This window comes from Nocardia jinanensis, assembly GCF_014645735.1.
Classification (GTDB): domain Bacteria; phylum Actinomycetota; class Actinomycetes; order Mycobacteriales; family Mycobacteriaceae; genus Nocardia; species Nocardia jinanensis.
Genome location: NZ_BMMH01000001.1, coordinates 581,123 through 595,871, shown reverse-complemented (window position 1 = coordinate 595,871; position 14,749 = coordinate 581,123). Strand labels below are relative to the sequence as shown.

Sequence of the window (14,749 nt, the reverse complement as noted above, 5' to 3'; positions counted from 1 at the left end):
GACCGACACGGAAAGGTTGTTCAACCGCTCGCTAGAAGTGACCGAATGCGAGTAACTTGAAATGCGATGACTGCACTACTGGCCGAACGAGCCACCGAAGTCGTATCCGCAGCACAGCAGTTGCTCACAAAGCGAATGGGTGCTCCGGTGAAGCTGAGCGACCCCACCGAACTCAGCGGTAGCGGACGGACGACCGTTCTACGTGTCCGGGTCGCCGAGAACGCCTTCTCCCTACCCCGCACCCTGATCATCAAGCAGGTGCGCGGGTCGGTATCGGACCCGAAGCATGTCACCGTCACCCCCGGCGTCGCCAGCGTCGATTCGGCATTCCTCCGGGAAGCGGTGTCCTACCAGTTCACCACCGCGCTGAGCCGCGCTGAGCGCCCCGGCGCCTACCTCATCGCGCACAACCTGCCCGATCGCCTACTCGTCCTCAGCGACCTGGGGGGAGAACACCAAACTCACCGATGTGCTGAGTTCCGGCATCGAACCGGCCACCCGCAACGCCATGATGGCGTTCGCGCAGGCCCTCGGCCGGATGCACGCCGCGACCGTCGGGCGCGAACCCGATTTCGTGGCGCTGCTGCGCCGGGTCGACGTGGTGCACCGGGTCGACGGAATCGCCCAGCAAGCCGAGGCCGCCGTCACGGAGATGCCGGCCCTGCTGCACCGCGAACTCGGGATGGAAATCCCCGACGAGGTGAGCGAACAGATCGCGCACGGCGCGCGACTGTTCACCGGCGGCCGGTTCCGTGCCTTCAGCCCTTCGGACCTGTGCCCGGACAATGTGATCCTCAATGAAGAGGGCGCCCGCATCCTCGACTACGAATGGGGCGGATTCCGGGACGCCACCCTCGATATCGCCTACGCACTGGTCTCCTTCCCCGGATGCCTGTGCGATATCGAACTCTCCCGCGAGCGCGCTCTGCAGATGGTGGAGGCCTGGCGCGCCGAAGTGGTCGGTGTCTGGCCCGCCCTCGCCGACGACGCACTACTCGCGGACAAAATCCTCGAAGCCCGGTTGATCTGGGTTTGGCTCAGCACCTACTGGTTCCTGCCGGCCGATCACGCGCGCATCGCCGCCGCCCGCGAACACGGGCTGTCGGTGCCGCGATCGGACGCACTGCTCAACAGGTGGGCCGCTCTGGCCGAAGACGCGCGATGCCTCGGCAACGACGCCGTCGGCGATTTCGCCGAAGCGGTCTGCGCGGTCCTCGACGAACACTTCAGCTGAGCTGTGTTTATTTGCGGCGCCTTCGGCGCCGCTGGCGGGGCCCTATCAACCCCGGTTCTTCACTCCTTCGCTCGGTCGCTGCGCTCCTTCGCTTCGTCGCTCCAGAACCGGGGCGGGCCCCGCCGTTGAGGTGGACCCTCTGGAGTGGACGGAAGGTTCGTGTATGTGCAGCTTCAGCCTGGGGGCTTACGACTCTGTGAGTGCTCGATGCTCGGCTATCTATGGGTGGCCGACTGCATGCGCTCGGTCGCTGTGCTCCTTCGCTTCGTCGCTGCAGAACCGGGGCGGGCCCCGCTTACGGAGGTGGACCGTCCGGAGTGGACGGAAGGTGTAGGCATAGGGGCGCCTCGACCGGCCTCGGTAGGATCGCGAGTCTTCAGTGCTCGGGATGGTCGCCGGTCTCCGGACGGCCGACTCCACGCGATCGGTCGCTGTGCTCCTTCGCTTCGTCGCCCCACAACCAGGGCGGCATCGAGGCGTACGCACGGCGGAGGGGTGTCGGCGGTGGGCGGTACGGTCGCAGCATGAGTGACGGTCTGTTCGAGATGCCCGGTGCGGGGGCGGGCGCACCGGATATCGCCTTCGCGGGTGAGGCCGCACGAGAGGGTGGGGCGCACGCACCGCTCGCGGTACGGATGCGGCCCGCCTCGCTCGACGAGGTCGTCGGTCAGCGGCATCTGCTGGGGCCGGGGTCTCCGCTGCGCCGGCTGGTCGAAGGGTCGGGGGCGGCCTCGGTACTTCTCTACGGTCCGCCGGGTACCGGGAAGACAACTCTCGCATCCCTGATCTCCCATGCCACCGGCCGCCGGTTCGAAGCTCTGTCCGCGTTGTCCGCCGGGGTGAAGGAGGTGCGCGCGGTCATCGATATCTCGCGGCGGCGTCTGACCGCGGGGGAGCAGACGGTGCTGTTCATCGACGAGGTGCACCGCTTCTCCAAAACGCAGCAGGACGCGCTGCTGGCCGCGGTCGAGAACCGCATCGTGCTCCTGGTCGGCGCGACTACGGAGAACCCATCGTTCTCGGTGGTCGCGCCGCTGCTGTCCCGGTCGCTGGTACTCCAGCTGCATTCGCTCGGGGCCGACGATATCCGCGCCGTTCTCACCCGGGCCATCGCCGACCCGCGCGGTCTCGACGGGCAGTACACGGTCACCGGCGAGGCACTCGACCATATCGTCCGCCTCGCCGGTGGTGACGCGCGGCGCGCGCTCACCGCACTCGAGGCCTCGGCCGAATCCTCGCTGGACGGGACGGTGGACCTCGACCTGGTGGCGGCCAGTATCGACAAGGCGGCCGTCCGCTACGACCGCGCCGGTGACCAGCACTACGACGTGATCAGCGCGTTCATCAAATCCATCCGCGGATCCGATGTCGACGCCGCCCTGCACTACCTGGCGCGAATGCTGACCGCCGGGGAAGATCCGCGTTTTATCGCCCGCCGCCTGATGATCCATGCCAGCGAGGACGTCGGAATGGCCGATCCGACCGCCTTGCAGACCGCCACCGCGGCGGCCCAGGTGGTGCAGCTGGTCGGGTTGCCGGAAGCCAGGCTGGCGCTGGCACAGGCCACCATCCATCTGGCGACCGCGCCGAAATCGGGTGCGGTGGTCGCGGCCCTCGGCGCGGCCATGGCCGATGTGGCCGCCGGGAAGGCGGGGACGGTGCCCGCGCATCTGCGGGACGGGCACTACGCGGGCGCGGAGCTTCTGGGTAACGCCCAGGGCTACCGCTACCCGCACGACGCCCCGGACGGGGTGCTCGCCCAGCAGTACCCGCCGGACGAACTGGTGGGGGTGGACTACTACCACCCCACCGACCACGGTCACGAACGGGCGGTCGGTCCGAGGGTGAGTACGCTGCGCAGGATCGTCCGCGGTCTGCGGCCCGGAAATCCGGCTCGGTGATAATTCGGGTGCGCGGCACCGGTAGGCTGGATATTCGTGCAGACCCACGAGATCAGACGGCGGTTCCTGGACCATTTCGTAAGTGCCGGGCATACAGAGGTGCCCAGCGCATCGCTGATTCTCGACGACCCGAACCTGCTGTTCGTGAACGCGGGCATGGTGCAGTTCAAGCCGTATTTCCTCGGTCAGCAGACCCCGCCCTTCGCGCGCGCGACCAGCGTGCAGAAATGTGTGCGCACCGGTGATATCGAGGAAGTCGGCGTCACCACGCGGCACAATACGTTCTTCCAGATGGCGGGCAATTTCTCCTTCGGCGATTATTTCAAGGAAGGCGCCATCCGCTTCGCCTGGCAGCTGATCACCGACTCGCAGGAGGACGGCGGATACGGATTCGATCCGGAGCGGATCTGGGTCACCGCCTATCAGGACGATCCCGAAGCCGCCGAGATCTGGCGCCGGGTGGCCGGTATCCCCGACGAGCGGATCCAGTTCCGCGACGGTAAGGACAACTACTGGGATATGGGCGTGCCCGGTCCCGGTGGGCCCTGTTCGGAGATCTACTACGACCGCGGCCCCGAATACGGTCGCGACGGCGGGCCGGTCGCCGACGAGGACCGTTACCTGGAGATCTGGAACCTGGTCTTCATGCAGGACATCCGTGGCGAGGACAGCCCGAAGCTGGGCTTTCCGCCGGTGGGTGTGCTGCCGAAGAAGAACATCGACACCGGTATGGGCGTCGAGCGCATCGCTCTGGTGCTGCAGGGCGTCGACAATGTCTACGAGACCGATCTGCTGCGTCCCATCATCGACAAGGCCGAGGAACTCACCGGCCGCTCCTACGGTGTCGAACACGCCGACGATGTGCGATTCCGGGTCATCGCCGATCACGCGCGCACCTCGGCCATGCTGATCGCCGATGGCGTCAACCCCGGTAACGACGGCCGCGGCTATGTGCTGCGCCGGTTGCTGCGGCGGATCGTGCGCTCGGCCCGGCTGCTCGGTGCCGAACAGCCGGTGATGAGCGAGTTCATGCGGGTCGTGAGCGATCTGATGGCGCCGTCGTATCCCGAGCTGGCCACCGACTATTCGCGGATCGAAACCGTCGCCGTCGGCGAGGAGACGGCGTTCCGCAAAACGCTGAGCACCGGGTCGAAGCTGTTCGACGAAACCGCCGATCAGGTCAAAGAGGCGACCCCGCGCGGCGCTACCGGCACCATCTCCGGTGCCGACGCCTTCACCCTGCACGACACCTACGGTTTCCCGATCGATCTCACCCTGGAGATGGCCGCGGAGGCCGGACTGTCGGTGGACGAGGACGGGTTCCGCACCCTGATGGCCGAACAGCGTCGGCGGGCCAAAGAGGACGCGCATGCGCGCAAGCACGCGCACGCCGATCTGTCGGTGTACAAGGACCTGGTCGACCGCGGCGACACCGAGTTCACCGGATTCGACGAGCTGACTTCCGAGGCGCATGTGCTGGCCCTGATCTCCGACGGGGTCCGGGTGCCGACCGCGCCGGCGGGTACCCCTATCGAGGTGATCCTCGATCGCAGCCCGCTCTACGCGGAATCCGGTGGGCAGATCGCCGACCGCGGCACCATCACCGCGTCGGGCACCAAGCTCGTCGTCAACGATGTGCAGAAGATCGCCAAGAAGCTGTGGGTGCACCGGTGCACTGTGGAACAGGGACAGATCACCGAAGGTGATGTGGTGCTGGCCCAGGTCGATCCCGGCTGGCGGCGCGGTGCGACCCAGGGACATTCCGGTACCCATATGGTGCACGCGGCGCTGCGTCAGGTGCTGGGCCCGAACGCGGTCCAGGCCGGTTCGCTCAACAAACCGGGATACCTACGGTTCGACTTCAACTGGCAGGGCCAGCTCACCGAACAGCAGAAGGCCGATATCGAAGCGGTGTCCAACGACGGCGTGGGCGAGGATTTCCCGGTGAACACCTTCGTCACCGATCTGCCCAAGGCCAAGGAGATGGGCGCGCTGGCGCTGTTCGGGGAGAACTACGGCGACCGGGTGCGCGTGGTCGAAATGGGCGGCCCGTTCTCCATGGAACTCTGCGGTGGCACCCATGTGGGCCACTCCTCGCAGATCGGCCCCATCACCCTGCTCGGGGAGTCCTCGGTGGGTTCGGGTGTACGCCGCGTGGAAGCGTTCGTCGGCTTGGACTCCTACCGGCACCTGGCCAAGGAGCGGGCGCTGCTCGCCGGTGTCGCCTCGATGCTGAAGGTCCCCTCCGACGAGGTGCCGGGCCGGGTCGAGCAGTTGGTGGACCGGCTCCGGGTCGCCGAGAAGGAGCTCGAGCGGACCAAGATCGCCGCGGTGTTGTCCTCGGCGGGCGCCTTCGCCGACGCCGCCGAACGGATCGGCGAGGTGTTGCTCGTCGCGGCCGCCGCGCCCGAGGGGGTCTCGGCCGGTGATCTGCGCACCTTGGCTACCGATATCCGCGGGCGGCTGGGCACCACCCCCGCCATCGTGGTGTTGCTCGGAAATAACGAGGGCAAAGTGCCCTTCGTGGTGACCGTCAACAAGCCCGCCCAGGCGCTGGGATTCGCCGCAGGTGATCTCGTAGCCGTCTTCGGGCCGCGGATCGCGGGCCGTGGCGGCGGCAAGCCGGAGATGGCGCAGGGCGCGGGCTCGGATCCGTCCGGGATCGAGGCGGGTCTGGCGGCAGTGCGTGATCACATCGGCACACACGCCGGCTGATGGCGGTGGGCTCGCAGGACGACCCTCTCGTCGACCGGCCCGACCCCGTCTCGGATCCGGGCCGGGGCCGGCGGTTGGGGATCGACGTGGGCAGCGTCCGGATCGGGGTCGCGGCGAGTGACCCCGACGGGATTCTGGCGACACCGGTGGAGACCGTGCCGCGCGATACCGGAGCCCGCCGGGCCGGGCGTCGCTCACCAGGTGCTGGGCGCGATACCCGCACCGGCGGCTCCGGGCCCGGTCCGGGAACCGATATCGCGCGAATAGCGGCCATCGCACAGGAGTACGAGGCGGTGGAGATCATCGTCGGTCTGCCCCGCACACTGCGCGGCGAGAAGGGGACCTCCGCGCGGATGGCGACGGAGTTCGCCGGAAGGTTGCGCGACTCGCTGCCCGAAGTGCCGATCCGGCTTTCCGACGAACGTTTGACTACGGTGTCTGCTGCACGCGCTCTGCGGGACAGCGGTGTTCGAGCGCGCGGACAGCGGCAGGTGATCGATCAGGCGGCTGCTGTATCGATCCTGCAGAGCTGGTTGGACGAACGGAGTTCTGTGATGAGGTCGGCCGAGGACGCGGCACGTATCGCGTTGTCCGGAGACGATGAATGACGGATCGATGGGCGCAGGCGGAGGCGCGATTCCGGCAGCGTGAGGCCGAGCGGCGGTACCGCCGCGACGACAAGGCCTGGGAGCGGTCCCGCCGAGGGCCCGCCACGCCGGTCGCCGATGAGCCGGACTGGGACGACCCGGAGGACGGCTGGGATCCGCTCGAGGACGACGACACCGCCGTCATCCCCCGCTATGTCGACGACGACGATTTCGACGACGAGCCCGAGCCCGAGCCCCGGCCCCGGTCCCGCCGTCGCGCCGGTACGCGCACCGCGCCCGCTCGCGGTGGCCGGGCAGCGGCCCGGAAAGCCGCCCGCAAACAGGAGGGTGGCCGTCGCCGGCTGATCTGGGCCGCGGGCGTGATCCTGCTGGTGCTGATCGTCGGTGCGGGGGTGTACAAGCTGGTCAACCGCTATACCCCGGCCGAGGATTTCGCCGGCCCGGCGGGTGCGCCGGTGGTGGTCCAGGTGAAGTCGGGCGATACCGCCAGCGAGGTCGCTTCGACGATGGCGGACGCGGGAATCGTCGCCAGCTCCGCCGCCTTCTACGAGGCCGCGGTGCAGAACGAGGGGATGAGCGCCCTGCAGCCCGGTTACTACGCGATTCCGGTGCACAGCCCGGCCGTGGACGCGGTCGCGGCGCTGGTGGCGCCCGGATCGCGGGTCGGCAATGTGGTCGTATCCGAGGGCCGGCAACTGCACGATCAGCACGATGTGAACACCGGCGCGCGTAAGGAGGGCATCTACACCAAGATCGCCGCCGCGAGCTGTGTGGGCGCGGAACCCGAACGCCGCTGTGTCACATACCAGCAGCTGGAACAGGCCGGTGCCGCTACCGACCTCGCCACGCTCGGTGTACCGGAATGGGCCGTGGAATCGGTCCGCACGGTGCCCGATCGCGCGCGCCAGCTCGAGGGTTTGATCGCCGCCGGCAGCTGGGATTTCGACCCGAGCGGGTCCGCGCAGGACATCCTGCGCCAGCTGGTCACCGAGAGCGCCGACAGCTATGAGGCCACCGGATTGCTGGAATCCGGCCGGGTCAACGGGCTCAGCCCGTACGAGACGCTGATCGGCGCCTCCCTCGTAGAACGTGAAGCGCTGCCCCAGGATATGAGCAAGGTAGCGCGAGTGATCGTGAACCGGCTGGAAATCGATCAGCCGTTGCAGTTCGACTCCACGGTCAACTACGCGCTCGACAAGACCGAGGTCGCGACGACCGATGCCGACCGCGGGCAGACCACGGCGTGGAACACCTACGCCATGCCCGGGTTGCCCGCGACTCCGATCTCCTCGCCCTCGATCGCGGCGCTGGAGGCGATGGAGGAACCCGAGCCCGGTACCTGGTTGTACTTCGTGACGGTCGACAAAGAGGGGACGACGCTGTTCACGGCGAGCTATTCCGAACACCTGCAGAACATCGAATTGGCCCTGGAGAGCGGGATTCTGGATAGTGGGCGCTGATCCGGCGGGGCCGCGCCGCGCCGCTGTGCTCGGCAGCCCCATCACCCATTCGAAGTCTCCGCAGCTGCATCTGGCCGCGTATCGCGCGCTGGGGCTGGACTGGACCTACGAGCGGATCGAATGCACCGCCGAGCAATTGGCCGGACTGGTGGACGGGCTCGGCCCGGAATGGGCCGGATTGTCGGTGACCATGCCGGGCAAGGAAGCGGCGCTCGCGTACGCGCAGGTTCGCACCGAGCGCGCCGTGCTGGTCGGTTCGGCCAACACCCTGGTCCGCACCGCGGCCGGCTGGCGGGCCGACTGTACGGACGTAGACGGTGTCCTGGGCGCGCTACGCGGCGGTGGAGTGCGAGAACTGTCCGAGGCCGTGGTGCTCGGTGCCGGAGGCACCGCACGACCGGCACTGCTGGCCCTGGCGGAGCTCGGTGCGCGGGCGGTCACCATCGTCGCGCGCGATGCCGGCCGAGCAGCGGGTGCGCGGGAGCTCGCCGAGCGGCTCGGCCTATCGGCTCGGGTGATCGGATTCGACGCGCCGGACCTGGCCGCCGTCTGTGGCAGGGCGGGTGCCGTCGTCAGCACCGTGCCGTACCCGGCGGCCGCGACGGTCGCCGGTTCGGTGGCCGCCGCGCCCGTCGTGCTCGACGCGCTGTACAGCCCGTGGCCCACACCGCTGGCCGAAGCGGTCACCGCCGCGGGGCACATTGTGATCGGCGGTCTGCAGATGCTGCTCGAACAGGCCTACGGTCAGGTCGAACAGTTCACCGGCCGGCCCGCGCCCAAGGCGGCGATGGCCGCCGCGCTCGCCGATCTCGGGTGATGCGTCCGGTGCCGTTCCCGATTCCGGCGAATATCTGTAACGGGTTCTAGTTCGCTGCGCGGGGCGTTATGGTGATCGGCATGACTGCGTGGTTGTTGCGGGCACTGGCGCTCGGTGGACTGGCCGTCGTGCTGCGGGTACTCCTCGGGCTCGCGATGGGGTACATCCCGACCTACGGGGTGTGGTTGCGGCTGCTGTGCCTGGTGGTACTGATCGGCGTCGCGGTGGCCTGGGGGCTGCGCGACGGCCGGGCCGACCGCCACGAGCACCCGAACCCGGAACACGGGGGGCCGGATCTGACGATCCGCTGGCTGCAGACCGCGGTGGTCGCGGGTGTCGGCAGCGGGCTGATCTGCTGGCTGCTGGACTTCCTGCCGAAGATCGATCTCGGCGACGGCGGCCTGCTGTTCGAGGCCACTGCCGCATCGGCGTTCATCGTCCTGCTGATCTTCGTTCCCGGGCTCATCGGCGTGGCGGTCGGGCGGTGGCGGGGCAGCCGCGATAACGACCGGTCGGCCGGTACCGTCTCGCCCGCGCTCGGTTCCCCCGCCTGAGAACAAGGTCGAACCCGCCTGAGGCGACGATCATCCGGGCGCCGCGGCATCGGGGTCGCAGGGAGACCGCGAGCGTCACCGAGAGATCCTCGTCGGCGAGTTCGCGGATCGCCGGCCGCAGTTCCATCGGTGTGGCCGGAGAGGGACAGCCGCTGACCGTGGCGCAGACGCGGTCCGGCTCGTAGAAAAAGCGGTGCAGAACCTCGGTGAACGCGTCCGCGATGCCGAGAGACGGCTCGAGGCGTCCGGGAAGGTCGGCTGCACAGCAGGATTCGAGGGCCGCGATCGTGGTGATCTCGGCCCTCTTCTGCTCACCTCACAGCAGGTGGTTCCGCCTCACAGCAGGATCGCACTGCCTCCGCCGGAGCCGGCGACCGCCGAGTACGCGGCGGCGAGCAGGGCGGGGTCGGGGCCTTCCAGCCGGCCGGGTTTGGCGAGCCCGTCGAGCACTACGAAACGCAGCACCCCGGAACGGGTCTTCTTATCGGTCTGCATACTTTCCAGCAGTTGCGGCAGCGCATCGGGATCGTAGGTGGTCGGCAGACCGACGCTCTCCAGGATGCTGCGATGCCGGTCGGCGGTGGCATCGTCGAGACGGCCGGCCAGCCGGCCCAGTTCCGCCGCGAAGACCAGACCCACCGATACCGCCGCGCCGTGCCGCCAGCGGTAGCGCTCCCGGCGTTCGATCGCATGGCCCAGCGTATGGCCGTAGTTGAGGATCTCGCGCAGCGCGGACTCCTTGAGATCGGCCGCGACCACCTCCGCTTTGACCGCCACCGCACGGCGGATGAGTTCCGGCAGAACCTCACCGGTCGGGTCCAGTGCGGCCTGCGGGTCGCGTTCCACCAGATCGAGGATCACCGGGTCGGCGATGAAACCGGCCTTGATGATCTCCGCCATGCCCGCGACGATCTCGTTGCGCGGCACGGTTTCCAGGGTCACCAGATCGACGAGTACCGCGGACGGTTCGTGGAAGCATCCGACGAGGTTCTTTCCGGCCTCGGTGTTGATCCCGGTCTTACCGCCGACCGCGGCGTCCACCATGGCCAGCAGCGTGGTGGGGACGTGCACGATCTTCACCCCGCGCATCCAGGTCGCGGCCACGAATCCGGCGAGGTCGGTGGCCGCCCCACCGCCGAGACCGACCACCACATCGTTGCGGGTCAGGCCGATCCGGCCCAGCACCTCCCAGCAGAAGCCGGCGACCGCGAGTTCCTTACCCGCTTCGGCGTCCGGGATCTCGATCCGGTGTGCGTCGATGCCTGCTTCGGCCAGCGTGGCACGGACGACCTCCGCGGTCTCGACCAGCGAAGGCTGATGGAACAGGGCGACGGTTCGTACGCCACCCGAACCGGTGATCACCTCGACGAGGTCTCCGAGCAAACCGCGGCCGATGATCACCGGATAGGGCTGGGCGGTGCGGACCTCGATACGCGTCGGTTCTGTCACGTGTGCTGCTCCGATCCTGTCTGTGGCTGCTCGGCCTGGTCTCGTTGCTGTCGGCGGGCCCGGGCCCGCCTGGCGCGCGCCCGCCGGGACCGCCCGGGGGTCCGTAGGCCGTTCTCGGCGGACGGAACGCTCTGGGTGGCGGCCGGCGTGCCGCCGGTGTCACCCGTTCCATCGGTTTTCTGTTGCGCGGCGTCTTCGGCTGCCGGGGTTCCGGTGGCCGCCGCGCGTTGCGCCGTCGCCCGGCGGGCGCGTGCCCGCCGGCGGGCACGCGATCGACTGGTGCGCTGGCCGGTCGAGCCTCCGGGGCTCTCGGAGTCCGGGGTGTCGGGGGTGGCCCGAACCGATTCCAGCGCGAGTTTGCCCAGAATGGAGCGGACCACGCGGCCGGGACTGCGGCCATCGGTGCGCACGCGCACCGATGTCACTTCACGATAGAGCGGCCGGCGGGCCCGCATGAGTTCCCGGTATTTCGCGCCCGGGTCGGCGCCGCCGAGTAGCGGGCGGTGGGTGCCGGCGCCCGTGCGGCGCAATCCCTCGGCAATGCTGATCTCCAGATACACCACGGTCCGGTCGCGGAGCAGTGCACGGGTGTGTTCGGAGAGCACCGCGCCGCCGCCGAGGGAGACGACACCGCTGCGGGTGCTGAGCGCCTGCCCGACGACCTCTTCCTCGATCCGGCGGAATTCAGGCTCTCCGCCGGAGGCGAAGATTTCCGGGATGGTACGGCCGGACACCTCCTCGATACCGACGTCGGTGTCATAGAGCTCGACGCCGAGTTCCCGGGCGAGTTTGCGGCCGATCGTGGTCTTGCCCGCGCCGGGCGGGCCGATCAGCACCACCAGTGGGCCGTGCGGACCGGGCTGCTCGGTCATTACGCCGGGTCGGCGACATTATCGCCCGGGTTCAGATGCGGTCGCCCGCTGATCCGCTTCACGTAGCCGTCGAGATTGCCGACCGTTTCGGCGAGCGAATCGCCACCGAACTTCTCCAGGGCGGCCTGCGCCACCACGAGCGCGACCATCGATTCGGCGACCACCCCGGCGGCCGGGACGGCGCACACATCGGAGCGCTGGTGGATCGCCATGGCCTCCTCGCCGGTGGACATATCGACCGTCCCCAGCGCCCGCGGAACCGTGGAGATGGGTTTCATCGCCGCCCGCACCCGCAGCGCCTCCCCGTTGGTCATACCGCCTTCGAGACCACCGGCACGGTTGGTGGACCGCACGACGCCGTCGCTGCCGGGGCGCATCTCGTCGTGGGCCTGGCTGCCGCGTCGCCGTGCCGTCTCGAAGCCGTCGCCGACCTCGACGCCCTTGATCGCCTGGATCCCCATGAGCGCCGCCGCGAGCCGCGAGTCCAGCCGGTTCTCGCCGCTGGTGAACGAGCCCAGCCCGATCGGAAGTCCGGTGACGACCACCTCGACCACACCGCCCAGGGTATCGCCGTCCTTTTTCGCCGCCTCGATCTCGGCGATCATGGCCGCCTCGGCATCGGCGTCGAACGCGCGGACCGGGCTGTTGTCGATCGCTTGCAGATCGGTGCCGGTGGGCACTACCCCGGTGGTGTTCGCGGCCGTACCGATGGACACCACGTGGGACACGACCTCCACGCCGAGGGCTTGGCGGAGGAAGGCGCGCGCCACGGTGCCGGCCGCGACCCGGGCGGCCGTCTCCCGGGCACTGGCGCGTTCCAGGACCGGGCGGGCGTCGTCGAACCCGTACTTGAGCATGCCCGAGTAGTCGGCGTGACCGGGGCGGGGACGGGTGAGCGGGGCATTGCGGGCCAGTTCGGCCAGTTCGGCCTCGTCGACCGGGTCGGCGGACATCACGGTCGTCCACTTGGGCCATTCGGAATTGGCGATCTCGATGGCGACGGGCCCGCCCATGGTGCGGCCGTGGCGGACCCCGCCGATCACGGTGACCTTGTCGGCCTCGAATTTCATCCGGGCGCCGCGACCGTAACCCAGCCGGCGGCGCGCCAGCTGTGCGGAGATCTCCTCCGAGGTCACCTCGACACCGGCGACCATCCCCTCCAGGATGGCGACGAGAGCGGGTCCGTGAGATTCTCCAGCAGTTATCCAGCGCAGCACGCCGACCATCTTCCCATGTCGGCGCGACGGGCGGGGGATGCGGTCGGCCGTGCTCATCGGCCCGGGAAGCATCCGGTTTCCGGGATTGCCGTGTGGTCACCACAGTGCGAGCCCCAGAAGTGTCGCGGCACACATCGACGGGCCGTGCGGGATCCCCGGCCCGGGGTGTCCGGGCACCGGGGCCCGGGGGTCGGCGGTCCGCCGACGGCCGCCGGATATCCGGCGGCCGGCCCAGTGGCCGAGCAGTGCGCCGGCCCCGGCGACGGCCGTGCACACCGGGGCCACGAGCGCCGACCACACCCAGGCCCGATCACCGCCCAGCCCGGCGGCCGCGCCCAGCCCGATCGCCAGTTTCACATCGCCGGCGCCCAGCGCGGCCGGCCGTACCAGATGGATCAGCAGGTATGGCACCGCCAGTAGGGCCGCACTGCGGCCGGCGGTGAGGAACTGCCCGGTCAGGGCCGCGTAGCCGAGCACGGCGGCGGCTCCGGAGAGAGTCAGGGGGTTCGGCAGCCGCCGGGAGCGGATATCGCTGATGCTCAGTACTGCGCACCAGGCGGTGAGGGCGAGGAAACCGAGGGTGGTCACGTCTCCACGATCGCGGCCGACCGGGACTTCCGGCGCCGTCGGAGGTGATATGTGGACAACCGCGACAGTCGCGCCGATATGTGAATACCGAGTACTCCGGATCCATAACAGCGCCCGCCGGTCGGGCGGCCCGTGTGCCGGGGCCGGGTCGGCGGTACTTTTGTCCCATGTCTGCTGATGCCGGCTGTGGCCCCCGGGCCCGGCCCGATTTCGCTGCCCGGCGCGGTGTTCTGCGCAATCTGCTGGTGGAGAACGAGATCGACGGCCTGCTGGTCACCGATCTGGTGAACATCCGCTATCTCACCGGGTTCACCGGTTCGAATGCCGCGCTGCTCGTGCACTCGTGGGATACCACCGGCGCCGAGGACCACACGGTGATAGCGACCGATGGCCGCTACGACAGTCAGGTCGCCGAGCAGGTGCCCGATCTGCGGGCCGAGATCGCTCGCGCGGTGACGCGGCGGGTGGTGGAACTGGCGGGGGAGTGGCAGTTCGGGCGACTGGGGTACGAGAGCCATATCGTCACGGTCGACCAGCACCGGGCGCTGCTCGAACTCGGTTCGGGCCTGGAGTTCGTGGCCACGCCCGGACTGATCGAGCAACTGCGCATGGTCAAGGACGAATACGAGATCGATCGGTTGCGCACTGCGTGCGCGGTCGGTGACGGCGCGCTGGCCGCGCTGCTGGAGAACGGGGCGCTGCGGCCGGGGCGCACCGAGCGTCAGGTGGCCCGGGATCTGGAATGGGCGATGTTCGAACTCGGGGCCGCCGGGGTCGCTTTCGAGACCATCGTCGCGGCCGGGGCGAATTCGGCCGTTCCGCATCACCGGCCGACCGAGGCGGTGCTGGCCGCCGGCGATTTCGTGAAGATCGACTTCGGTGCGGTGGTGGACGGTTACCACTCGGATATGACCCGGACCTTCGTGCTCGGCGAACCCGCGCAGTGGCAGCGCGAGGTGTACGACCTCGTGTACGCCGCACAGCGGGCCGGTCGCGAAGCGTTGCGGCCCGGTATCCCGTGCGCCGATGTGGACGCGGCCGCCCGCGAGGTCATCGCCGCCGCCGGTCACGGCCCACTGTTCGTGCACGGTCTGGGGCACGGGGTGGGGCTGCGCATCCACGAAGCGCCCGGAATCGCCAAAACGGGCACGGGTACACTCCTGTCTGGCGTGGCGGTGACCGTCGAACCAGGTGTGTACTTTCCCGGCCGCGGCGGGGTCCGGATCGAGGACACGCTCGTGGTGCGCGAAGGGGGCCCGGAATTGCTCACCAACACCAGCAAAGACCTGATCGTCGTCGGATGACGACGGTCGCCCGAGAACCGAGGAGACCCG

At 69.1% G+C, this 14,749-nt stretch carries 10 protein-coding genes and 2 pseudogenes; 8 read left to right on the top strand and 4 right to left on the bottom strand.

Going from position 1 to position 14,749, the window contains the following annotated elements:
- Positions 1 to 66: 66 nt before the first annotated feature.
- The 7 genes and pseudogenes from IEY68_RS02720 to IEY68_RS02690 all read left to right on the top strand — a co-directional run bounded on the left by IEY68_RS02720 (position 67) and on the right by IEY68_RS02690 (position 9,289).
- A pseudogene (locus tag IEY68_RS02720) lies at positions 67 to 1,234 on the top strand (phosphotransferase family protein).
- A gap of 524 nt (positions 1,235 to 1,758) precedes the next feature.
- Positions 1,759 to 3,135 carry a replication-associated recombination protein A gene (locus tag IEY68_RS02715; protein ID WP_082681108.1) on the top strand — a complete coding sequence of 459 codons (1,377 nt, stop codon included), beginning with the start codon at positions 1,759 to 1,761 and terminating at the stop codon, positions 3,133 to 3,135.
- Between the two features lie 36 nt (positions 3,136 to 3,171).
- Positions 3,172 to 5,850: an alanine--tRNA ligase gene (gene alaS / locus IEY68_RS02710; protein ID WP_058853170.1), complete on the top strand. Its 2,679-nt coding sequence runs from the start codon at positions 3,172 to 3,174 to the stop codon at positions 5,848 to 5,850.
- Entirely contained in the window at positions 5,850 to 6,458 is a 609-nt protein-coding gene (gene ruvX / locus IEY68_RS02705) for a Holliday junction resolvase RuvX (protein ID WP_058853169.1), read from the top strand. The genes alaS and ruvX overlap by 1 nt, the downstream gene beginning before the upstream one ends.
- Complete coding sequence (locus IEY68_RS02700; protein WP_058853168.1) at positions 6,455 to 7,918, top strand: endolytic transglycosylase MltG; 1,464 nt, start codon at positions 6,455 to 6,457, stop codon at positions 7,916 to 7,918. Before ruvX ends, IEY68_RS02700 begins: the two co-directional genes overlap by 4 nt.
- Positions 7,908 to 8,735, top strand: coding sequence for a shikimate dehydrogenase (locus IEY68_RS02695; RefSeq protein ID WP_058853167.1), 828 nt, complete (start codon positions 7,908 to 7,910; stop codon positions 8,733 to 8,735). Before IEY68_RS02700 ends, IEY68_RS02695 begins: the two co-directional genes overlap by 11 nt.
- Before the next feature lie 80 nt (positions 8,736 to 8,815).
- Entirely contained in the window at positions 8,816 to 9,289 is a 474-nt protein-coding gene (locus IEY68_RS02690) for a B-4DMT family transporter (protein WP_229718567.1), read from the top strand.
- A 336-nt stretch (positions 9,290 to 9,625) separates the two neighbouring features.
- On the opposite strand, the gene aroB is transcribed toward IEY68_RS02690, so the two are convergent.
- The 4 genes and pseudogenes from aroB to IEY68_RS02670 all read right to left on the bottom strand — a co-directional run bounded on the left by aroB (position 9,626) and on the right by IEY68_RS02670 (position 13,415).
- On the bottom strand, positions 9,626 to 10,738 hold the full coding sequence (gene aroB, locus IEY68_RS02685; protein WP_058853165.1) for a 3-dehydroquinate synthase: 1,113 nt from the start codon (positions 10,736 to 10,738) through the stop codon (positions 9,626 to 9,628).
- 350 nt (positions 10,739 to 11,088) lie between these two features.
- Positions 11,089 to 11,610 (bottom strand): annotated as a pseudogene (locus IEY68_RS35900) (shikimate kinase); the annotation flags it as partial.
- The gene (aroC, locus tag IEY68_RS02675) at positions 11,610 to 12,827 is read right to left on the bottom strand and encodes a chorismate synthase (protein WP_308434945.1); all 1,218 of its coding nucleotides are present in this window, start codon (positions 12,825 to 12,827) and stop codon (positions 11,610 to 11,612) included. The pseudogene IEY68_RS35900 and the gene aroC, both read right to left, overlap by 1 nt.
- Positions 12,828 to 12,923: 96 nt before the next feature.
- Entirely contained in the window at positions 12,924 to 13,415 is a 492-nt protein-coding gene (locus tag IEY68_RS02670; RefSeq protein WP_062995902.1) for an A24 family peptidase, read from the bottom strand.
- Between the two features lie 167 nt (positions 13,416 to 13,582).
- Here IEY68_RS02670 and IEY68_RS02665 point away from each other — a divergent pair, with 167 nt between their 5' ends.
- Positions 13,583 to 14,719 carry a M24 family metallopeptidase gene (locus tag IEY68_RS02665; protein WP_062995900.1) on the top strand — a complete coding sequence of 379 codons (1,137 nt, stop codon included), beginning with the start codon at positions 13,583 to 13,585 and terminating at the stop codon, positions 14,717 to 14,719.
- Positions 14,720 to 14,749: the final 30 nt, after the last annotated feature.